The 21,411-nt window shown below is 62.3% G+C and carries 21 protein-coding genes; 11 read left to right on the top strand and 10 right to left on the bottom strand.

All coding sequences use genetic code 11. The annotated features are described in order from the left end of the window. The first annotated feature begins 64 nt into the window (after positions 1 to 64). Positions 65 to 883, top strand: coding sequence for a sulfotransferase family protein (locus tag ACR0LD_RS15560; RefSeq protein WP_170359822.1), 819 nt, complete (start codon positions 65 to 67; stop codon positions 881 to 883). A 199-nt stretch (positions 884 to 1,082) separates the two neighbouring features. Here ACR0LD_RS15560 and ilvD read toward each other — a convergent pair whose 3' ends face one another. Then, the gene (gene ilvD / locus ACR0LD_RS15555) at positions 1,083 to 2,915 is read right to left on the bottom strand and encodes a dihydroxy-acid dehydratase (RefSeq protein ID WP_170372521.1); all 1,833 of its coding nucleotides are present in this window, start codon (positions 2,913 to 2,915) and stop codon (positions 1,083 to 1,085) included. A gap of 105 nt (positions 2,916 to 3,020) precedes the next feature. On the opposite strand from ilvD, the gene ACR0LD_RS15550 reads away from it, so the two are divergent. The 4 genes from ACR0LD_RS15550 to ACR0LD_RS15535 all read left to right on the top strand — a co-directional run bounded on the left by ACR0LD_RS15550 (position 3,021) and on the right by ACR0LD_RS15535 (position 5,995). Beyond that, the gene (locus tag ACR0LD_RS15550; protein WP_480633911.1) at positions 3,021 to 3,584 is read left to right on the top strand and encodes a helix-turn-helix domain-containing protein; all 564 of its coding nucleotides are present in this window, start codon (positions 3,021 to 3,023) and stop codon (positions 3,582 to 3,584) included. A gap of 22 nt (positions 3,585 to 3,606) precedes the next feature. After that, positions 3,607 to 3,876 carry a CBU_0592 family membrane protein gene (locus tag ACR0LD_RS15545; protein WP_170510287.1) on the top strand — a complete coding sequence of 90 codons (270 nt, stop codon included), beginning with the start codon at positions 3,607 to 3,609 and terminating at the stop codon, positions 3,874 to 3,876. A gap of 80 nt (positions 3,877 to 3,956) precedes the next feature. Then, positions 3,957 to 4,811, top strand: a complete 855-nt coding sequence (sseA, locus tag ACR0LD_RS15540; protein WP_170365657.1) for a 3-mercaptopyruvate sulfurtransferase — start codon at positions 3,957 to 3,959, stop codon at positions 4,809 to 4,811. Continuing rightward, positions 4,811 to 5,995 (top strand): amino acid aminotransferase, encoded by a 1,185-nt coding sequence (locus ACR0LD_RS15535; protein ID WP_480637814.1) that lies wholly within the window; start codon positions 4,811 to 4,813, stop codon positions 5,993 to 5,995. The genes sseA and ACR0LD_RS15535 overlap by 1 nt, the downstream gene beginning before the upstream one ends. Positions 5,996 to 6,064: 69 nt before the next feature. On the opposite strand, the gene ACR0LD_RS15530 is transcribed toward ACR0LD_RS15535, so the two are convergent. Then, positions 6,065 to 7,393 carry an ammonium transporter gene (locus ACR0LD_RS15530; protein ID WP_170359834.1) on the bottom strand — a complete coding sequence of 443 codons (1,329 nt, stop codon included), beginning with the start codon at positions 7,391 to 7,393 and terminating at the stop codon, positions 6,065 to 6,067. A gap of 34 nt (positions 7,394 to 7,427) precedes the next feature. Beyond that, complete coding sequence (locus ACR0LD_RS15525; RefSeq protein ID WP_093963790.1) at positions 7,428 to 7,766, bottom strand: P-II family nitrogen regulator; 339 nt, start codon at positions 7,764 to 7,766, stop codon at positions 7,428 to 7,430. Between the two features lie 255 nt (positions 7,767 to 8,021). Here ACR0LD_RS15525 and ACR0LD_RS15520 point away from each other — a divergent pair, with 255 nt between their 5' ends. Next, positions 8,022 to 10,208, top strand: coding sequence for a transglycosylase domain-containing protein (locus tag ACR0LD_RS15520; protein ID WP_480637811.1), 2,187 nt, complete (start codon positions 8,022 to 8,024; stop codon positions 10,206 to 10,208). A gap of 48 nt (positions 10,209 to 10,256) precedes the next feature. Here ACR0LD_RS15520 and leuB read toward each other — a convergent pair whose 3' ends face one another. Together leuB and ACR0LD_RS15510 are read right to left on the bottom strand one after the other, a co-directional pair. Continuing rightward, positions 10,257 to 11,360: a 3-isopropylmalate dehydrogenase gene (gene leuB, locus ACR0LD_RS15515; RefSeq protein ID WP_480637809.1), complete on the bottom strand. Its 1,104-nt coding sequence runs from the start codon at positions 11,358 to 11,360 to the stop codon at positions 10,257 to 10,259. Between the two features lie 143 nt (positions 11,361 to 11,503). Next, positions 11,504 to 12,397 (bottom strand): LysR family transcriptional regulator, encoded by an 894-nt coding sequence (locus ACR0LD_RS15510; RefSeq protein ID WP_480637808.1) that lies wholly within the window; start codon positions 12,395 to 12,397, stop codon positions 11,504 to 11,506. Positions 12,398 to 12,493: 96 nt separating this feature from the next. Here ACR0LD_RS15510 and ACR0LD_RS15505 point away from each other — a divergent pair, with 96 nt between their 5' ends. Further along, positions 12,494 to 13,405 carry a Rossmann-fold NAD(P)-binding domain-containing protein gene (locus ACR0LD_RS15505; protein ID WP_480637806.1) on the top strand — a complete coding sequence of 304 codons (912 nt, stop codon included), beginning with the start codon at positions 12,494 to 12,496 and terminating at the stop codon, positions 13,403 to 13,405. Here the strand turns inward: ACR0LD_RS15505 and ACR0LD_RS15500 are convergent. From ACR0LD_RS15500 to leuC, 5 genes are all read right to left on the bottom strand, one after another. Beyond that, positions 13,400 to 14,446, bottom strand: a complete 1,047-nt coding sequence (locus ACR0LD_RS15500) for an endonuclease/exonuclease/phosphatase family protein (RefSeq protein WP_480637804.1) — start codon at positions 14,444 to 14,446, stop codon at positions 13,400 to 13,402. The genes ACR0LD_RS15505 and ACR0LD_RS15500 overlap by 6 nt on opposite strands. Further along, on the bottom strand, positions 14,443 to 15,273 hold the full coding sequence (locus ACR0LD_RS15495; RefSeq protein WP_170359843.1) for a hypothetical protein: 831 nt from the start codon (positions 15,271 to 15,273) through the stop codon (positions 14,443 to 14,445). The genes ACR0LD_RS15500 and ACR0LD_RS15495 overlap by 4 nt, the downstream gene beginning before the upstream one ends. 332 nt (positions 15,274 to 15,605) lie before the next feature. Beyond that, positions 15,606 to 16,211 carry a 3-isopropylmalate dehydratase small subunit gene (leuD, locus tag ACR0LD_RS15490; RefSeq protein ID WP_170461225.1) on the bottom strand — a complete coding sequence of 202 codons (606 nt, stop codon included), beginning with the start codon at positions 16,209 to 16,211 and terminating at the stop codon, positions 15,606 to 15,608. A gap of 43 nt (positions 16,212 to 16,254) precedes the next feature. Next, the gene (locus tag ACR0LD_RS15485) at positions 16,255 to 16,809 is read right to left on the bottom strand and encodes an HdeD family acid-resistance protein (RefSeq protein WP_170343176.1); all 555 of its coding nucleotides are present in this window, start codon (positions 16,807 to 16,809) and stop codon (positions 16,255 to 16,257) included. 38 nt (positions 16,810 to 16,847) lie between these two features. Further along, entirely contained in the window at positions 16,848 to 18,251 is a 1,404-nt protein-coding gene (leuC, locus tag ACR0LD_RS15480; protein WP_480637802.1) for a 3-isopropylmalate dehydratase large subunit, read from the bottom strand. 266 nt (positions 18,252 to 18,517) lie between these two features. Here leuC and ACR0LD_RS15475 point away from each other — a divergent pair, with 266 nt between their 5' ends. From ACR0LD_RS15475 to ACR0LD_RS15460, 4 genes are all read left to right on the top strand, one after another. After that, positions 18,518 to 19,879, top strand: coding sequence for a mechanosensitive ion channel family protein (locus ACR0LD_RS15475; RefSeq protein WP_170510290.1), 1,362 nt, complete (start codon positions 18,518 to 18,520; stop codon positions 19,877 to 19,879). Between the two features lie 164 nt (positions 19,880 to 20,043). Continuing rightward, on the top strand, positions 20,044 to 20,403 hold the full coding sequence (rsfS, locus tag ACR0LD_RS15470) for a ribosome silencing factor (protein WP_093963679.1): 360 nt from the start codon (positions 20,044 to 20,046) through the stop codon (positions 20,401 to 20,403). 44 nt (positions 20,404 to 20,447) lie between these two features. After that, complete coding sequence (rlmH, locus tag ACR0LD_RS15465) at positions 20,448 to 20,918, top strand: 23S rRNA (pseudouridine(1915)-N(3))-methyltransferase RlmH (protein ID WP_480637799.1); 471 nt, start codon at positions 20,448 to 20,450, stop codon at positions 20,916 to 20,918. 5 nt (positions 20,919 to 20,923) lie between these two features. Further along, positions 20,924 to 21,409 (top strand): flavodoxin family protein, encoded by a 486-nt coding sequence (locus ACR0LD_RS15460; protein ID WP_480637797.1) that lies wholly within the window; start codon positions 20,924 to 20,926, stop codon positions 21,407 to 21,409. Positions 21,410 to 21,411 lie beyond the last annotated feature (2 nt).

Here is a 21,411-nt window from a genome sequence, read left to right as displayed (position 1 = left end):
GCTTCTCTGGCGTCAAAAGCTGGCGCATCACCTTGAGACTCGGCCGGCTAAGGAGGCATGGCAGATGGGATTTCCCGGTACATGGATGACCGAAAGCGAAAGCATGGTCTATCGCGTCGTGCCCAAATGCGCCTGCTCGACCATCGGGCAGATCATGTATTACTCCGATCACGGTCGGTTCTTTGACGGCGATATCCACGACGCCAAAGACGGGATGCACAAATGGGCGTTTGACCACAGCCAGGATGTGATCTCGGCCAATGTGCGCGGGCACAAGTCGTTCGCCTTCACCTGTGTGCGCAACCCCTACACGCGGATCCTCAGTTCGTTCTTCGACAAGATCTGCGGCATTCAGCGCAACGGGAAACGGTACCGGGGCAATCTGGTGCCGACGCTGATCTACAATTACGGGATCGAGGTCGGGGGCGAGGACGGCAAGGGCGAATTCGACCAGATTGCCAGTTTCCGCCGGTTTCTTCTGTTTGCCCGCGACACGATCCGTTGGCGGCGGCCAATGGACCCGGACATTCACTGGTCGGCCATGTCGGGGCATGTGTCGACCTTCATCGTGAATGGCGGACGCTATGACCGGGTTTTCTGGACCGAGAAATTCAACGACGGGATGCAAGGCGTGCTGGACGCGCTGGAAACCCCGCATCCCGTGACCCTGTCCGAAATTCCGCGCTTCAACGAATCCGAGGGCCACGGCCCCAAACGTGCGCACCCGGTCGAGGACTATTTCGACGACCTGTCGATGCACCTGGTCTATGAGATCTACAAACAGGATTTCGAACTGTTCAAATACGATTTCGAGAACCCGGCCAACAAGATGCCGACAGGTGAAATCGACCTGGATGAGATTCACGCCAAGCTGGGTGATTGATCCCACAGGCAGGGGCGCTCCCGCCCATCGTCGAGGTCTCTGGCGAGACATCTCCTCTGGTTGGGCCGGGCGCCGCGCACAGCGCGGCGCCCGGCCCAAGACTGAAGGAGGCAGCGGCGCAGCCGATGGGTCCTGTCAGGCGCGGGAGCACTTCGGTTTCAGGCAACGGACCGGCCCGCATGACGCGGGCCGTCAGCGTTCAGACCTGACGCACCGCGCCTTTTGCAGCGCTGGTGGCCAGCTTGGCATAGGCCTTCAGTGCTGTGGACACCTTGCGCTTGCGCGGTGCAGCGGGAACCCAGCCTTTTTCGTCCTGGACTTCCCGGCGGGCTGCCAGCTCTTCGTCGGACACGGCCAGGTGGATCGAGCGGTTTGGGATGTCGATTTCGATCGTGTCCCCGTTCTGCACCAGACCGATCTCACCGCCTTCGGCCGCCTCGGGCGAGACGTGCCCGATCGACAGACCCGAAGTGCCGCCCGAGAAGCGACCGTCGGTCAGCAGCGCGCAGGCTTTGCCCAGACCTTTGGATTTCAGGTACGAGGTCGGGTACAGCATCTCTTGCATACCAGGCCCGCCGCGTGGGCCTTCATACCGGATCACGACCACGTCGCCTTCCTTGACCTTGCCAGTCAGGATGTCGTTCACCGCCTGGTCCTGACTTTCGCAGACATAGGCGGTGCCGGTGAATTTCAGGATGTTCTCATCCACACCTGCGGTCTTCACGATGCAGCCGTCGCGCGCGATGTTGCCGAACAGAACGGCCAGACCGCCATCCTGACTGAACGCATGGTCCTTGGATCGGATCACGCCGTTTGCCCGGTCGGTGTCCAGTTCCTTGTAGCGGTTCGACTGGCTGAACGCCTGGGTCGTGCGCACGCCACCGGGGGCGGCCTTGAACAGCTCTTGCGCTTTGGGGTTGTTGGTCACCGTGATGTCCCAGTTGGCGATGGCCTCGGCCATGGTGGCCGAATGCACCGTGCAGCAGTCGTCATGCAGCAGACCGGCGCGGCTCAACTCACCCAGGATCGAGAAGATGCCACCCGCGCGATGCACATCCTCCATGTGGACGTTTTCGGTGTTGGGCGCGACCTTGCACAGGCAGGGCACCTTGCGGCTCAGCCGATCCATGTCGGACATGGTGAAATCCACCCCGCCCTCATGCGCGATGGCCAGCAGGTGCAGCACCGTGTTGGTCGAGCCGCCCATGGCGATGTCCAGGCTCATGGCGTTTTCGAAGGCCTCGAAGGTCGCGATCTCGCGCGGGAGGAAGCCTTTTTCGTTCAGCTCATAGTGGCGCTTGGTGATTTCGACGATGCGGCGGCCGGCCTCCAGGAACAGCTCCTTGCGGTCGGCATGGGTGGCTAGCGTCGAGCCATTGCCCGGCAGCGCCAGACCCAGCGCCTCGGCCAGGCAGTTCATCGAGTTCGCGGTGAACATGCCCGAGCACGATCCGCAGGTGGGGCAGGCGTTTTCTTCGATATGTTTGACCTGCTCGTCGGTGTATTTGTCATCGGCGGCGGCGACCATGGCATCGACTAGGTCGATCTTCTTCACATCCAGATCGGCGATGTCGATCTTGCCGGCCTCCATCGGCCCGCCCGAGACGAAGATGGCCGGGATGTTCAGGCGCATCGCTGCCATCAGCATGCCCGGGGTGATCTTGTCGCAGTTCGAGATGCAGACCATCGCATCGGCACAGTGTGCGTTGACCATGTATTCGACGCTGTCGGCGATGATCTCGCGCGAGGGCAGCGAATACAGCATCCCGTCATGGCCCATGGCGATGCCGTCATCGACGGCGATGGTGTTGAACTCTTTGGCCACGCCGCCGGCGGCCTCGACCTCGCGGGCGACCATCTGACCCAGATCCTTGAGGTGGACGTGCCCCGGCACGAATTGCGTGAACGAGTTGACGATGGCGATGATCGGCTTGCCGAAATCGTCGTCGCCCATCCCGGTGGCGCGCCACAGGCCGCGGGCACCGGCCATGTTGCGGCCATGGGTCGAAGTTCTGGATCGGTACATTGGCATGATGCTGTTTCCCTTTTGCCCGGTTGCAAAACCGGGGGTGCGTGCGTTATAGCGCACGTAGCACATGTGCGTTATAACGCACAAGGTAAATCGCGGGACGTGGCCATGGAATCGGATGACATCACCCTGAAACTCAGAGACGTCCGTGCGGCATCGGGGCTGAGCCTGGCCAAAGCGGCCGAGTTGACCGGAGTCAGCAAGGCCATGCTGGGCCAGATCGAGCGCGGCGAATCAAGCCCCACCATCGCGACGCTGTGGAAGATCGCCAAGGGGTTCCAGATGCCGCTGAGCGCGCTGATCGGCACCAGCGCCCTGCGCGATCCGGCGGATGAGGCCCGGTTCCGCACCGTGACCTTTCCGGGCAGTCTGAAGGTCAAGATCGTCTTTCCTTTCGACCCGGTTCTGGGGGCCGAGACCTTTCACGTCGAACTGGACCGCAACCAATGCCACGAATCCCCCGCCCATGCCGCCGGCGTAACCGAGGAAGTCTTTGTGCTGAGCGGCGCGCTCGAGGTGCTGCGGAACGGCGAATGGGTGCCGCTGAGCGCGGGCCAGGGGTTGCGCTTTCCGGCCGACCTGCCGCATGGCTATCGCGCCGGGCCCGAGGGCGCGGCGTTTCTGAACATGCATCACTACGGACATCGGCCCGCCACCGCCGCGGCCGGTTGATACGGCAGAAGGAGATGACCCGATGACGGACTTCCTGAACGCCCTGACGTTGGCCGATGGCATCGGGTCCTTCGGGGCGCTGATCGTGGTCGCGGCTTATTTCGCCACCCAGATGCGGATGATGAATTCCGACGATCTGGCCTTTCCGGTGGTCAACCTGGTGGGGTCGGTTCTGATCGTCTATTCGCTGCTGCAGAACTTCAACCTGGCCTCGATGCTGATCGAAAGTTTCTGGATCGCCATCAGCTTGATCGGCATCATCCAGCATTTCCGCCTGCGACGGGCGCGATAGGGCCGCAGGGACCCGATCCAGCCTTGAACCAGCACCTTTGCGCGTATAGGGAAATCCCTGCGCGTAAAGGGGAGGCTTTGATGCTGGACGATCCAAAAACCCTGGTTTCCACGGAGTGGCTTGCCGCCCACCTCAAGGACCCGGATCTGAGGATCCTCGACGCCTCGTGGTATCTGCCGCAGCAGGGGCGCGACGCCCGCGCCGAATACGAGGCCGGACATATTCCCGGCGCGCGGTTCTTCGACATCGACGAGATCTCGGACCACCGTTCGGACCTGCCGCACATGGCGCCTCCGGTCGAGAAATTCATGTCGCGCCTGCGGGCCATGGGCGTGGGCGACGGCCATCAGGTCGTGGTCTATGACGGCGCGGGCCTGTTCTCGGCGGCGCGGGTCTGGTGGCTATTCCGCCTGATGGGGCAGGAGAACATCGCCGTTCTGGACGGCGGCCTGCCCAAATGGGTTGCCGAGGGGCGCGAGATCGAGGACCTGCCCCCCGTCATCCGCGATCGCCACATGACCGTGCGAGTGCAGAACCACCTGGTCCGCGACGTGACCCAGGTCTCAGCCGCCGCCAAGCTGGCCGATCACGAAATCATCGATGCCCGCGCCGCCGACCGTTTTGCCGGATCGCAGCCCGAACCGCGCGAGGGGCTGCGGGCGGGGCACATCCCCGGTTCGCGCAACGTGCCCTTCGGACAATTGCTGAATGCCGATGGCACCATGAAATCGCCCGAGGACTGCCGCGCGGTGTTCGAAGCCGCAGGCGTCGATCTGTCGAAACCCGCCATCACCACCTGCGGGTCAGGCGTGACCGCCGCGATCCTCAGCCTTGCGCTCGAGCGCATGGGCAAGAAAGACCATTCGCTTTATGACGGCAGCTGGGCCGAATGGGGCGCCTTCCCGACCCTGCCCGTCGCAACCGGAGACTCCTGATGTTTGAAAACCTCAAGCCGCAGCCAGCCGACAAGATCCTGGCCCTGATGCAGATGTATCGCGAGGACCCGCGCGAGCAGAAGATTGATCTGGGTGTCGGCGTCTACAAAGACGCCAATGGGGTGACCCCAGTGATGCGGGCGGTCAAGGCCGCCGAGCAGCGGATCTGGGAAGAGCAGGACTCAAAGGCCTATACCGGGCTGGCCGGTGATCCGGTCTATGCCGATGCGATGATCAGCCTGATCCTCGGCACCAGCGTGCCGCGCGCCAACATCGCCGCCGTGGCCACCCCGGGCGGCACCGGTGCCTGCCGGCAAGCGTTCGAGTTGATCCGCATGGCCAACCCCTCGGCCCGGGTGTTCGTGTCGAACCCGACCTGGCCGAACCACATCTCGATCCTGAACTACCTGGGCATCGAAACCGTCGCCTACCGCTATTTCGACGAGGAAACCCGTGGCGTCGATTTCGACGGCATGATCGAGGACCTCAAGACTGCCAAGGCGGGCGACGTCGTGCTGCTGCACGGCTGCTGCCACAACCCGACCGGCGCCAACCTGAACATGGTCCAGTGGCAAGAGGTGGTGAACCTGATCAACGACCGTGGTCTAGTGGCGATGATTGACATCGCCTATCAGGGCTTTGGCGACGGTCTGACCGAGGATGCGCAGGCGACCCGGCTTGTCGCTGCGTCGGTCAAGGAATGCCTGATCGCGGCGTCCTGTTCGAAGAATTTCGGAGTCTACCGTGAGCGGACCGGCCTGCTGATGGCCGTCAGTGCCGATGCGGGCCAGACCGCGTTGAACCAGGGCACGCTGGCGTTTCTGAACCGCCAGAACTACTCGTTCCCGCCGGATCACGGTGCGCGCGTGGTGACCGCGATCCTGATGGATGAGGGTCTGCGCGCCGACTGGATGGCCGAACTGGAAGAGGTGCGCCTGTCGATGCTCGGCTTGCGCGGCCAACTGGCGGACGAGCTGCAGCGACTGAGCGGATCGGACCGGTTCGGCTTCCTGGCCCAGCACCGCGGCATGTTCTCGCGCTTGGGCGCCGCGCCCGAGCTGGTCGAGAAGCTGCGGGTCGAGCACGGCATCTACATGGTCGGCGACAGCCGCATGAACATCGCCGGGTTGAACGAGGCCACCGTGCCGATCCTGGCCAAGGCCATCATCGACGTTGGCGTCTGAGCTCAGGCATTTCAAAAAAAGAAACCCGGGCACGAATGCCCGGGTTTTTTTGTTTGGTTTGTAGACGGCTTAGCCCTTCGAGAACTCGGGATAGGCTTCCATGCCCAGCTCGCCCATGTCGAGGCCGTTGATCTCTTCTTCCTCGCCAACCCGCAGGCCGACAGTGGCCTTGAGGATCGAGAACAGGATGTAGCTGACCACGAAGACGAAGATCCCGATGGCCGCAAAGCCGATGATCTGGGTCACGAAGGACGCGTCGCCGTTGGTCCAGGCCACGATGAAGGTGCCCCAGAAGCCCGCGATCAGGTGAACCGGGATGGCGCCGACCACGTCGTCGATCTTCATCTTGTCCAGCAGCGGCACGGTGTAGACCACGATCACGCCACCGATGCCGCCGATGATCAGTGCCTGGAATAGCGAGGGTGCCAGCGGTTCGGCGGTGATCGAGACCAGCCCGGCCAGCGCACCGTTCAGCACCATGGTCAGGTCGACCTTGCCGTACATCACCTGGGTCAAAATCAGGGCAGCTACTGCGCCGGCGGCAGCGGCCATGTTGGTGTTGGCGAAGATGCGGCTGATGTCAGCCATGTCGCCGATCGTGCCCATGGCCAACTGCGAGCCGCCATTGAAGCCGAACCAGCCCAGCCACAGGATGAACGTACCCAGGGTGGCAAGCGCCAGGTTCGAGCCGGGGATCGGAACGACCTTGCCGTCCTTGCTGTACTTGCCGATCCGGGGGCCCAGCACGATGGCTCCGGCCAGCGCGGCAAAGCCACCTGCGGCATGCACCAGGGTCGAGCCCGCGAAATCGCTGAAGCCCATTTCGGACAGCCAGCCGCCGCCCCACTGCCACGAGGCTTCGATCGGGTAGATGACACCGGTCAGGACGATCACGAAGATGAAGAAGGGCCACAGCTTGACCCGCTCGGCCATGGTGCCCGACACGATCGAGGCCGTGGTGGCGCAGAACATCAACTGGAAGAAGAAGTCCGAACCGACCGACGCATAGGAAAGATCGGTTTCGACACCATCAAGGCCGACCGGTTCCAGCGAGGTGGGCGAGAAGGCGCCCAGAATGCCGGTTATGGTCCAGCCGTCGCCCGGATACATCAGGTTGAAGCCGACCAGCCAGTACATGATGGCGGCAAAGGAAAACAGGCCGATGTTCTTGACCAACTGCATGGCCACGTTCTTGGAACGCACCAGACCGGCCTCGAGCATTGCAAAACCCGCGGCCATCCAGAACACCAGGAAGCCGCCCATCAGGAACAGCAGCGAAGTCAGGATGTATTGCGTATGCTGCGCGGTTTCGCCGGATGCGGCGGCCTCCTGCGCCAGGCCCATCTGCGGCAGCGCGACGATCGCGGCGGCAGGGATGAGTGATTTCATCAGGTTCATGTTCAGTCCTCGAATGATTGTCGGTCGCGGCGCCTTACAGCGCCTCCTCGTTGAGTTCCCCGGTCCGCACGCGCAGGGCCTGCTCGACATCGAGGACGAAAATCTTGCCGTCGCCGATCTTGCCGGTCTTGGCGGTTTTGGTGATGGTCTCGACGATCTGGTCAGTCATCGCGGCGGGCACCACGATTTCCAGCTTGATCTTGGGCACGAAGTTCACCGCGTATTCGGCGCCCCGATAGATTTCGGTGTGACCGGATTGCGAGCCGAAGCCCTTGATCTCGGTCACCATCATGCCGCGCACGCCCGCCTCGGTCAGTGCCTCGCGCACCTCCTCGAGCTTGAACGGCTTGATTGTCGCAATGATCAGTTTCACGTCTTTCCCCTCTTCTGTTCCGGTGGGTCCGGCTTTGCACCTGCAGAAAAAGAGCCCGACATGGCCGCGCAAGGAACGATTTCGGCAAAAAGACGCTGGGGAAGAGGGGCAATGTTGCACATTTTTTGCACAAAAACGGCAAAGTGATTAAAAAATGCGCAAGTGTGAGAGGGGAATTCGCGCTATTTCACACCTCTACATGGGCGCGACAGCGCGGTATGGTGCCACAAAAGTAAAAACGGGCAGAGTTTGAGCATGACTGAGTCCAAGCGTCGAAAACCGCTGGTGGCGGACAAACGGTATCCGTCCGGAGGCCGCAAGACCTCGTCCGCCAAGCGGTCGGCGAAACCGGCGGGCAAGAAGGCGACGGCGCGCAAGACCACGACCCGAAAGACCAGCCGCAAGGCCCGGCGCAAACGTTCGGGAGGCGGGCAGGGCGGCTTCTTTCGCCGGCTGTTCCGCTGGATAGGGCGCCTGATCTGGGGGCTGACCTGGCGGGTGGGTGCGATAGCCGCTCTGCTGCTGGCGCTTGCCGTTGGGGTTGTGTACTCCACCCTGCCCGAGGTCGATGCCCTGCTGGACGGGCGCGCGCGCGGGTCGGTCACGCTGCTGGACCGGGACGGCAAGGTCTTTGCCTGGCGCGGGGATCAGTTCGGCGGCGTTATCACCACCGACACCGTGTCGCCGCATCTGAAGAATGCGGTTGTCGCGACCGAGGACAAGCGCTTTTACCGTCACTTCGGCGTAAGTCCGCGCGGTATTGCCAGTGCGGTGAAAATCAACCTGTCCGAGGGGCGTGGCCCACTGTCGGGGCATGGCGGTTCGACCATCACCCAGCAGACGGCCAAGCTGCTGTGTCTGGGCGTCCCGTACGATCCGACCGAGTGGGAATCGGAAGCGGCGTATGAAGCCGACTGCCGTCAGGGCTCGCTGTGGCGCAAGGCCAAAGAAGCGATCTACGCGATGGCGATGGAGGTCAAATACTCCAAGGAAGAGATCCTGACCATCTATCTGAACCGGGCGTTTCTGGGGGCCGGGGCCCGCGGGTTCGAGGCGGCCAGCCAGCGCTATTTCGGCAAGTCCGCGGCCGAGGTGGACCCGGCCGAGGCGGCGATGCTGGCGGGGCTGCTGGTGGCGCCCACGCGTTATGCGCCCACCAACAACCTGCAACGCTCGCAGGACCGGGCCAAGGTGGTCATCAGCCTGATGGAGGATCAGGGTTACCTGACCACGTCACAGGCAACCGTGGCGCGCAACAACCCGGCCGAGCTGTCCGAGGCCGCCGCCGCCCGCGCCGGGGGCTATTTTGCCGACTGGGTCATGGCCAGCGGCCCCGAATTCTTTACCCGCAACACCACCGAGGACGTGGTGATCAAGACCACGCTGGACCAGCGGATCCAGCAGGCGGCCGAAGCGGCGCTGAAACAGGTGTTCGACGAAAAGGTCAGTGAAGGCTCAAAAGCGCAGGCCGCGATCGTGGTGATGTCGGCCGATGGTGCGGTCCGGGCCATGGTGGGTGGACGCAAGACCAAGGTGTCGGGTGCGTTCAACCGCGCGACGCAGGCGCTGCGCCAGACCGGGTCCTCGTTCAAACCCTTTGTTTATGCCACCGCGCTGGAACTGGGCTATTCGCCGCTGGCCACGGTAGTGGACGAGCCATATTGCATCGACATCCCGGGGTCCGGCCAGTGGTGCCCAAAGAATTACACCAACAAGTTCTACGGTCGCGTGACCCTCGCTGATGCGCTGAAGAACTCGTTGAACATCCCGGCCGTCAAGGTGGCCGAGGTTGCTGGGCTGGAAAATGTGCGCACCGTTGCCAGCGGGTTTGGCATCGAAAGCGATCTGGCGGCGGGCCCAGCCCTGGCGCTGGGCGCCTCGGAAAGCACACTGATCGAAATGACCGGCGCCTATGCCGGTATCCTGAATGGTGGCTCGTCCGTGGAACCTTACGGCCTGACCGAGTTGAAACTGCTGGGCGATGATGCCCCGATGATGGTGACGACAACCGGAATCGGCGAGCGAGTAATCCGAGACGAAGCTGCCAAGCAACTGACCTGGATGATGGAGCGCGTGGTATCCGAGGGAACCGGACAACGCGCCAAGTTGTCGGGATGGCAGGTTGCAGGCAAAACAGGCACGACCCAGGCCGCCCGGGATGCTTGGTTCATCGGCTTTACCGCGGACTATGTGGCCGGTGTCTGGATGGGCTATGACGACAACACGCCGTTGTCGGGCGTGACCGGCGGTGGGCTGCCAGCCGAGATTTGGAAGGAAACCATGGTGCGGGTCACCGAAGGCATGACTCCGACCCCTCTGCCGATGCTGGCTCCGGCCGCTCCGGTCCAGACGACTCAGCAATCCCAGCCACGCCGCAGGCAGCAGGGTGGCTTTGCCAAGGCCGTCGACAGTCTGTTGAAGGATCTCTTTGGCGGCAACTAAACCGCAGATGATCAGACGGGCGGCGCTGGGCGCCGCCCGGATCGGTCGTTACAGGCTTTCGTCCAGCGCGGCGACGATCGCATCGCCCATTTCGCTGGTCGAAACCGGCTGAACGCCTTCTTCGGCCAGCAGATCAGCCGTGCGGACACCATCGGCCAGAACCTTTTCGACCGCGGCTTCCAGACGATCGGCCTCGGCGCCTTGGTCAAAGCTGTAGCGCAGCGCCATCGCAAAGCTGAGGATACAGGCGATCGGGTTGGCCTTGCCCTGACCGGCGATGTCGGGGGCCGAGCCGTGGACGGGCTCGTACAGTGCCTTGGGCCGGCCGTTGGCCATCGGCGCGCCCAGCGAGGCCGAAGGCAGCATGCCCAGCGACCCGGTCAGCATCGCCGCGCAGTCCGACAGGATATCGCCGAACAGGTTGTCGGTCAGGATCACGTCGAACTGCTTGGGTGCGCGCACCAGCTGCATGGCGCCGTTGTCGGCATACATGTGGATCAGCTCGACCTCGGGATAGTCCTGGCCCACGCGGGTCACCACTTCGCGCCACAGGATGCCCGATTCCATTACGTTGGCCTTTTCCATCGAGCACAGCTTCTTGTTGCGGCGCATCGCCAGTTCAAAGGCCGAGCGCGCGGCGCGTTCGATCTCAGATTCGGTGTAGCGCTGGGTGTTGATGCCCACGCGCTCGTTGCCTTCCTCGAAGATACCGCGCGGCTCGCCGAAATAGACGCCCGAGGTCAGTTCGCGCACGATCATGATATCGAGACCGGCAACCACGTCCTTTTTGAGCGACGAGAAATCGGCCAGCGCGTCAAAGCACTGCGCCGGGCGCAGGTTCGAGTACAGGTCCATCTCCTTGCGCAGGCGCAGCAGGCCGCGCTCGGGCTTCACGCTGAAATCCAGATCGTCGTATTTCGGGCCGCCCACGGCGCCCAGCAGAACCGCGTCGACCTCTTGCGCCTTGGCCATCGTCTCGTCCGACAGGGGCTTGCCGTGCACGTCATAGGCGGCACCGCCGACCAGATCCTCGCTCACGTCGAATTCAAGGCCGCGCTTGGCGCCGAACCAGCCGATAATCTTGCGCACTTCGGCCATGACTTCCGGGCCAATTCCGTCTCCGGGCAGGATGAGGAGCGAGGGGTTGGACATGAACGGTCTCCTTGCGTTTTTCAGCATCGGGCCTAGCGTTTGCGGTGCATCTGGTCAATGAGGCGTTCTGGTCAAAATGCGCGGAATCAGGGCCGTACAGCGCGAAAAACGCCGCTGAACATGCGCCGGGCACCCGATCTGGGTCACAGGCTGGCTTTCAGCCCTTCTGTCAGAAGGTCCCAGACCCGGCGAATGCGCGGTGTCTGCCGCATGGCCTGCGGCGCAGCCAGCCAGACCGGCAGGACTGGTATGTCCACATCCAACGGCAGAATTTCGACCGCAGGATCAGCCTCGGCCACTTGAACCTGGCTGAAACCGATGCCGCAACCCGCGCGGATCAACTCCCAATAGGCGCTTTGAAGATCGCAACGGGTGGCAAAGTCTTCCTTGCTGGCAGGCCAACCCTTGGCCTGCATTTTCGAGATGATCAGGTCGTTGGAGTCGAAACCCACCAGGTCATGCTGAAACAACTCTTCGGGGGTGGTTGGCCGACCGGCGCGGTCCAGATACGACCGGGCTGCGCAGAAACACAACGGTACGTCGCCCAGATGCCGGGTCACGATATCGACCTGCTCGGGGCGATACATGCGAACTGCGATATCAGCTTCGCGGAACAGCAGGTTTTCGCTGGTGTCGGTGGCGACCAGTTCCAGCTGGATTGAAGGTTCTTGCCTGCGGATGTCCGCCAGAATGGACGGCAGGATATGGTGCGATGCGAAGACCGAGGCGGTGATGCGGACCGTACCGCCCAGCTGTTGCGACTGCCCGGCGGCGGCCAGGCTCAGCTGGCGCATGGCCGTGTGCATCTGTTGCGCCATCGGCAGCAATTGCTGGCCGGCTGCGCTGAGCTTGAGGCCTCGCGCATGGCGATCGAACAGCGACACGCCCAAATCCGTCTCGAGCGCCTGAACCTGGCGACCAAGCGTCGGCTGACTGCGCCCCAGTTCCCGCGCAGCCGCCGACAACGATCCCGTTTCCGCAACTGCCAGAAAGCTCTGCACCAAAGACCAATCAGAAAGTGCCAAGGTTTTATCCATGCGCAGATGAATACATGCTCTGCCTTTTTCGGCAATTCCCAAAGGTGAGTGAATGGATATCTTTTGTTCAACCGCCAGGGCTGACAGGAGGTTGCGATGACGGGAAAGGTGCTGATCCTGGGATCTTCGGGGCGTTTTGGCCGCAATGCCGCAGACGCGTTTCAAGCGGCCGGATGGACGGTGCGGGGATTTGACCGCGCGAGGGATGATCTGTCCACCGCAGCCCGGGGTGCGGATGTCATCGTGAATGGCTGGAACCCGCCATACACCGAGTGGGCGCGGCAGGTGCCGGACTTGCACGCTCAGGTCATCGGTGCGGCGAAGGCAACCGGGGCGACCGTGATCGTGCCCGGGAACGTTTATGTTTTTGGGGCCGACACGCCCGGGCCGTGGGCGGCAGATACGCCGCATTTTGCAACCAACCCTCTGGGCCAGATTCGGATCCGTATGGAGGAGGCCTATCGGTCGTCGGGCGTGCGCACCGTGATCCTGCGCGCCGGGGATTTCCTTGACACGCAAGCCTCCGGCAATTGGTTCGACCAGATCATGATCAAGCCCCTGGCCAAAGGGCGTTTCGTCTATCCCGGTGACCCTGACATTGCCCATGCCTGGGCCTACCTGCCGGATCTGGCCCGCGCTGCGGTTCAGTTGGCCGAGATGCGGCATGACTTGCCGCGCTATTGCGACATTCCTTTTGCCGGATACACGTTGACCGGCCGCCAATTGGCACAGGCCTTGTCGGAAGTGACCGGGGCTCCGGTGCGCTTGAAGCAGATGAACTGGTGGCCAATTGTTCTGGCCCAGCCGTTCTGGAAACTGGCCCCGCATCTGCTTGAGATGCGCTATCTGTGGGACACGCCGCACCGCTTGGATGGCTCGTTCTTCGACTCGTTGATCAGCGATTTCGCATCCACGCCGCTGCACGAGGCATTGAAAACCGCTGTGCTGTCCGTGTCGCATGATAGCCCGCGAACCACAGACGTGGATCGGGTTCATGGCCTGTCATAGGCCCGGCGGCAGGTCCGGGTGTGACAGGTCAACCCAAATCAGACGATGTCGGCTGGCCTTGCGAGCCGCAGCAAGGGGCACACCGTTGGCGTCGTTCCAGTGGATGCCGGCGTCTTCAACCACCCAGTCGACCGATGGCAGCAGATAGTCAACACGCCGTTCACCCACCGCCTTCCAAACCACCGTTACAGCCGAGCCTGCGCCATCCACGGGTCGCGGATCCTGCAGGCTAGGGTGCTGTAACAGATCGCGGATGGCTTCATTGCGCCCCTCGCCCAGGTTCGGGTCAAGATTGGCGTCACCGGCAATGATGAAACGACTTTTAGGGGCTGGACCCAGCCCGCCGTCCAGCAACACCGACCACAGCCGGATCTCATCGCGATTGCGCAATCCGTTGCGATCCTCGGGCCCGTCGAAGACAGGAGGGGTGGCGTGAAAGGTCATCAGGTTCAGGCGGCCTTGAGGTGTCTCCACCGGCACGATCCAATGGGCGGTCGACGACAGGCGCTGAACAGCGTGGGCTTGTTCGGACGGGAAAGGCAACCCGCCAAGGGTGGGTAGCGTCGCGCCGGGCAGGTCCTTCCAAAGCAGCGCTGAAAGGTCACGAACCTCATCCTTTGCGATCGGATAACGGGACAGCACGGCCAGCCCGCCATTTCCGGTGAAACGGCCCCATCCCTGGGCGTCTCCGGGTCCGCCCCGTTCTCCGTCCCCGTCCAGATCGAGCGACGTCATCAGCCCCGAGTTGGGCTGACCAGCGAAGAGATGCGGGTAATCCAGCCCTGCCGCGCGCAACCGATCAGCCAGCGCGGACAGGGCCAGGTTGTCATGGTCCCAGTCGATGCCTTGCAGGGCCAGAACATCGGGGGCAGCGGCGGTCAGAACCTCGATCACGGCCTGCACCTGGGGATCATCACGCCGAATATCCCGCAGCAGCAGGCCCGGACCTTTCCGGCCTAGCTCAGCATTGAAGCTGGCAACGCGCACTGGCTCTGCCTGCGCCACAAACGGCAGCAACAGCAGAACAAGAATACGGATCATGCGGTTTGGGTCGTCTCGGTGGTCGAGTAGGCGCGGCGTTTTTCCACGATCAGCCCGGCAATGCGCAGGGTTGCCATCCCGCGCATGATCATGCTGGCCGGCAGGAAAGCCCACGCGCTCATGGTCCAGATCAACGTCTGCGGATTGGACAACGACAGCGGATCAATGAAATCCGTGAGCAGCTTGATCAGGGCCGGAATCAGGAACGGCAGCAGAACGCCGACCGAGATGTTCAACCGACCGTCGCGCTGCAGGCGAGTCACCACGTCTCCGCCCTTGGTGGGGTCGAACAGGGGCAGGTTGGTCCAGACATTGAACGCCCCGTTGCCAGTGGGCCACCCACGCAGTTTGACCGCATAGGCAAAGCTGGCGATCGTGACCAAAGCGGCGACATAGGCGACACTTGCCGTGATGCGTACCAACTCGACCAGGGGTTGGCTCGCGTCAGCAGGCAGCATCAACACCACCAGGCGGACAGGTGAATAGGGGAAGTCCACGACATTCGCGACGGCCAGGCCGACCGAATACACGGTGCTGGTCAGTTCCGTCGGCGCATAGGCGTTCTTGCAGATCAAGGTCAGGAAAGAGATCATCGACATCAGGCCGACAAAGCGCAGCCTGTTCACGGGCGGCGCATCGCGGAATTCGATAAAGCTGGGAAAGGCCGAGTTGTATTCGGCGAAGGTCAGGATGAATGCCAGGATTGCCAGAAAGACAACGATCTCGGTCCCGTTGGACGTTGATGCGGGCAGATACAATGCGGGTGTCAGCACCAGAAGTGCCACCAACAATCCCCGTATCGCAGCCCCTGTTGTGCGAGCAATCACTATCCGAACCCTTTCCAAACCGGACCAGTCGATTCTTTGCCGACTTGGTTCCAACTTGATGCCCGCCAATCTCGATATTTGGCGGATGCCCCTTTAGCGCCATCATTGGCGATAAGCGGCATTTCGCTCAAGCCGAGGTGCAGAAAACACGTGATTTCAGGCAAAAAGATGGCGAAACTGGTGCGGCTTTGCATCATTCACGTCGCAAATTCGACGTGTAATGGAAATGGTTCTCTACATGTTGTGGTTGCTTTGACTTTAACCCCAAGAATGCGAACGGGGCCGCCTCGGCGACCCCGTCAGGTTGAGTATCCACAGTTACATCCCCAGAATCACACCCAGGGGCGCGCCTGTCCGGCGTGGGATTCGAACGAGTCGATGTGGTGATCTTTTTCCATCGTCAGGCCGATATCGTCCAGACCGTTCAGCAGGCAATGCTTGCGGTGCGGGTCGATATCAAACTCGATCACGACGCCGTCCGAGGTGACGATCTGCTGATCTTCCAGGTGCACGGTCATACGTGCGTTCTCGCCCTTGTGGGCATCCTCCATCAGAATGACGTGGTGGTGTTCTTCGACCACGATGGGCAGGATGCCGTTCTTGAAGCAGTTGTTGAAGAAGATGTCGGCGAAGCTGGTCGAGATGACCACCTTGATACCGAAATCCTTGATCGCCCAGGGCGCGTGTTCCCGAGATGAGCCGCACCCGAAGTTGTCGCCAGCCACCAGAATCTCGGCGTTGCGATAAGCGGGTTTGTTCAGGACGAACTCTTCGTTCTCGCGCCCGTCATCGTGATAGCGCATCTCGTCGAACAGGACGACGCCGAGGCCGGACCGTTTGATCGTTTTCAGATGCACCTTGGGAATGATCATATCGGTGTCGATATTGATCAGGGGCATGGGGGCTGCCACACCGTGGACTTTTTCAAACTTTTCCATGTTCACACTCCTGCGGGAGAGGTCAGGCCCCATGCCCCGCGTTTCAAGCTTGTTGAGCTTCTGTTGTTTCGTCTTTGGGCGCGTTCTTGACGAAGAACGCCATGAAGACCAATCCGAACCCGTTGAACAGCATCTCGATGCCCAGCAGGATGCCCAGCAACTGGAACAGCACCGCCGGTTCCGAGCTTGCATAAGACCAGATGATGCCTGCCAGGATGATCGACAAGATGCCCGAGATCAGGGTTGGCCAGAAAAATGACGTGCCTCGCATCTGAAACGAGAGAATGATCCGTGCGATCCCGCCTGCCATGAACAAGATAAGCACCACTGTTGCCAGCGTCAGAGTGCCTGCCAGCGGATGGTCCAGAAACGACCAGCCCAGGAACAGCATGACCGCACCCATGATGAAGGCCAGGATCTTGTTTCCGGTTCCTTCGACGGTGAAACCGCCGACAACCTGCAGAACGCCGGACACCAGCAAAAGGACGCCGGTGACCACGGTCACTGCCACGGATGCCACAACCGGTGCGCCCAGCACGAATATGCCGAACACGATCGATAGAAGCCCCATCAGGAGCCATTTGACCCATTCACTCATTTCAGTCTCTCCCTCAAATATCTAGATATGAGGGGACCTTACATCAATTCACGCACATCTGTCAGCTTTCCCGTGATTGCCGCAGCGGCAGCCATCGCGGGGCTCAGCAGATGGGTGCGTCCGCCGCGGCCCTGACGACCCTCGAAATTGCGGTTCGACGTGGCGGCGCAGCGCTCGCCCGGGGTCAGCTGGTCGGGGTTCATCGCCAGGCACATCGAACAACCCGCAAGGCGCCATTCGAACCCGGCCTGCTTGAAGATCTCGGCGATGCCTTCCTCTTCGGCCTGCGCGCGCACGAGGCCCGAGCCGGGCACGACCATGGCGCGGATGCCGTCCTTGATCTTTTTGCCCTTCAGTATCTCGGCAGCGGCGCGCAGGTCCTCGATCCGGCCGTTGGTGCAGGAGCCGATGAAGACCGTGTCGATCTCGATGTCGCTCAGTTTCTGGCCCGGCTTGAGCCCCATGTATTCGATCGAGCGGCGCGCGGCCTCGACCTTGCCGCCCTCGAAATCCTCGGGGTTGGGCACGGTCGCGGTGATCGGCAGAACGTCTTCGGGGCTGGTGCCCCAGGTAACCACGGGGGCGATTTCTTCGCCGCGGATGGTGACGACCTTGTCCCAATGGGCGTTGTCATCTGAATAGAGCGTCTTCCACCAGGCCAGGGCAGCCTCCCACTGCGCGCCCTTGGGAGCGTGCGGGCGGCCCTTGACGTATTCGAACGTCTTTTCGTCCGGCGCGATCAGGCCGGCGCGGGCGCCGCCCTCGATGGCCATGTTGCAGACGGTCATGCGGCCTTCCATCGACAGGTCGCGGATCGCTTCGCCGCAATATTCGATCACATAGCCGGTGCCGCCGGCGGTGCCGGTTTCGCCGATCACGGCCAGAGTGATGTCCTTGGCGGTCACGCCCGGCTGCAGTTTGCCGGTGATCTCGACCTTCATGTTCTTGGACTTTTTCTGGATCAGAGTCTGGGTGGCCAGAACATGCTCGACCTCGGAGGTGCCGATGCCGTGGGCCAGCGCGCCGAACGCGCCGTGGGTGGCGGTGTGGCTGTCGCCGCAGACCACGGTCATGCCCGGCAGGGTCCAGCCCTGTTCGGGGCCGACGATGTGGACGATGCCCTGACGGATATCATTCACCGGGTAGTAGTGAATGCCGAATTCGCGGGCGTTCTTGTCCAGTGCTTCGACCTGGATGCGCGATTCGGGGTTCTCTATTCCGTTCACGCGGTCGGGCGTGGTGGGCACGTTGTGGTCCGGCACGGCGATGGTCTTTTCCGGCGCGCGCACCTTGCGGCCCGCCATGCGCAGGCCTTCGAAGGCCTGCGGGCTGGTCACTTCGTGCACCAGGTGGCGGTCGATATAAAGCAGGCAGGTGCCATCGTCGGCTTCGTGCACGACATGGGCATCCCAGATCTTGTCATAGAGTGTTTTGGGGGACATCGGTCCTCTCCCGTCTGTATTGAGAAATGCTGGCGAGTGGCTGGGCGCCGATTATAGGCGGGCCAGAACCGTGCGGGCGGCCCCGAAGAACCGTTCACGCAGGCGCGCGCGGTCTTGCAGGTTGGGAGCAGGGGCCTGATGGAATCTCATGCGATCCAGATATATCGCGCCCCCTCGTCAATCAAGGCTCAATCCGCGTCCCACGACAGGTCGGTGGGCCTTGCAAGCCGCCACATTGCTGTTCAATCTGGCGGCAGGAGACGCGCATGGACAATGATTTGATCCCAAGTTCGATTTCAGAACTGTTCGACAACATGGCCGAGGCCTTTCTGTTGCAGCTTGGGAACCTGGTCGAGTTGATCGTGACTCCGGGGTGGCGGCAGTATCAGATCGCCATCATCCTGGGGCTGGTGGCGCTGTCCTTCCTTTTGACACTGCTGACAAAAGGCCGGTGGGAAGCCTGGGCACGGGCGCGCAGTGGATGGCCCAAATGGCGGTTGCGGGTTCTGGTTCAGCTGATGCAGCGGATGACGCTGGTCTACTTCGTCGTGCTGGCCTGGGGCGTCTATCTGGTGATGCAGCAGGTCACCTGGCCATCGCGCAGTTACATCATCGGTGTTCTGGCAACGCTGGCAGCCGCGTGGCTGGCGATCGCGCTGATTTCGCGACTCGTCCGCAACCGGACGATTCGGCGCATCTTCCGCTGGTCGATGTGGATCTACGCCACGCTGGTCGCGCTGAGTCTGACCGATGACGTCGCCGAGTTCCTGGACGGCGTGGCGATTTCGATCGGCAGCCTTCACATCTCGGTATTGGGGATTCTCAAGGCCATTCTGCTGATCGGCACGTTGTTGGTGCTGGCGCGGCTTGGCACCCGGGCGGCGGAACGCGGGCTGAAAAGCAATGACGACATCTCGCCCTCGATGCAGGTGCTGCTGGCCAAGGGGATCCAGGTGGCGCTGTACGGGCTGGTCTTTCTGGTCGGGATCCGGACGCTGGGATTCGACCTGACCGGGATCGCGCTGTTGTCCGGTGCGGTTGGCGTCGGTATCGGCTTCGGCCTGCAGAAGGTCGTGTCGAACCTGATCTCGGGGATCATCATCCTGATGGACCGGTCGATCAAGCCGGGCGACGTGATCTCGCTGGGCGATACGTTCGGTTGGATCAACGCGCTGGGCGCCCGCTACGTCTCGGTCGTTACCCGCGACGGGCGCGAATACCTGATCCCGAACGAGGATCTGATTACCGGGCAGGTGGTGAACTGGTCCCATTCCGACGAGTTCGTCCGCCTCGATCTGACCTTCGGCACCAGCTACGGCGACGACCCGCACAAGGTGCGCGAGTCCGCCGTGCGAACGGTGAAATCAGTCAAACGCGTTCTAAGCGGCGGCAAGCACGAACCGGTCTGCCACATCACCGGGTTCGGCGACAGCAGCGTCGATTACGTGCTGCGGTTCTGGATCCGCGATCCGACGGCCGGCCTGACCAACATTCGCGGCAATGTCTATCTAGCGCTGTGGGATGCATTCCAGGCCGAGGGCATCTCGATCCCCTTCCCGCAGCGCGAAGTGCGCCTGCTGGGGCAGGGTGCCACCGACACCGCTGTGCCACATCTGGACACGGATTGATCAACCCCGTGCCATCAACGGTTGCCGTTCATTGAAATGTTGCAATTGCCTTGCTACCTTAATAGTACCCCGGCGCCGGGGTTACACGGCGCTTTAGCAAGGAGGACCATGTCCTGTCTCTACACACACAGGCGGGTTTGCCCGCCGATGAAGGGGCCGCTGTGATGGCCCGCTCTCAGTCAATCAGCGACAAGCTGCTTGAACGCATCCTTTCCTCACTTTCCGATGACAAGGCCGAAGATGTTGTGCAGATCAACCTGCAGGGCAAGTCTTCGGTGGCCGACTACATGGTCATCGCTTCGGGCCGGTCGACGCGTCAGGTGTCGGCGATGGCGGAAAAGCTGACGGATCGCATCAAGCAGGAATTCGGTTTCACCTCGAAGGTCGAAGGCAAGGATGCCGGCGACTGGGTGCTGATAGATACGGGCGATGTGATCGTCCATATCTTCCGCCCCGAAGTGCGCGAATTCTACCAGCTGGAAAAGATGTGGCTGCCTCAGGGCGGCAGCGCCTCGGCGAACTGAGGCGCCATCCCGGCCCGTATTGAAGGGCCGGCGGCGAGAGCGACATGCGTATCAGCATTTGTGCGGTCGGGCGATTGCGTGCCGGACCGGAGAAGACCCTGCTTGACGACTATCTGACCCGTTTCGACCGGACCGGCCGCGGCCTGGGCTTGGGGCCTGCGCGCGTGATCGAGGTCGAAGACAAGAAAAACGCCGGTATGGGCGCCGAGGCCGCGTTGCTGTGCAAGGCGCTGCCCGCTGGCGCGGTGATCTGCACATTGGACGAGCGGGGAAAGGTGATGTCTTCCCCCGATTTCGCGCGGAAGCTGGCCGGGTGGCGTGACATGGGCCGGCAGGATCTGGCCTTTGTCATCGGCGGCGCCGACGGTATCGACCCGGCGCTGCGGGCCGAGGCCGATTTTTCGATTTCTTTCGGCGCCATGGTCTGGCCGCATATGCTTGTCCGGGTGATGCTGTCGGAACAACTCTATCGTGCCGCGACGATCCTGTCGGGCGGCCCGTATCATCGGGCCTGACCACTGTGGCCCGTCTACTGATCGTCTATCATTCGCGCACCGGCGGCAGCCGGCAGATGGCCGATGCGGCCGCACAGGCGGCCTGCGCCGAGGCCGAGGTCAGCCTGAAACCCGCCGAGCAGGCGGGACCCGACGATTTGCTGGCGGCCGACGGATACATCTTTTGCGCGCCCGAGAACCTCGCGGCGCTGTCAGGCGTCATAAAGGACTTTTTCGACCGCTGCTACTATCCGGTTCTGGGCCGGATCGAGGGGCGGCCCTATGCGCAGATGATCTGCGCCGGGTCCGACGGTCAGAACGCGGCGCGGCAACTGGCGCGCATCGCCACCGGTTGGCGCTTGAAAGAGGTGCAGCCGCCCCTCATCATCTGCACCCATGCCCAGACGCCCGAGGCGATATTGGCGGAAAAGACCATCCCCGAGGATGAACTGGACAAATGCCGAGAGATCGGCGCGGCGCTGGGCGCCGGGCTGTCGCTGGGCGTGTTCTGACG

The sequence above is a fragment of the Ruegeria sp. BF8 genome, assembly GCF_056538625.1.
Note: the sequence above shows the minus strand (reverse complement) of the source record. Positions and strands in the feature narration are given on the sequence as shown.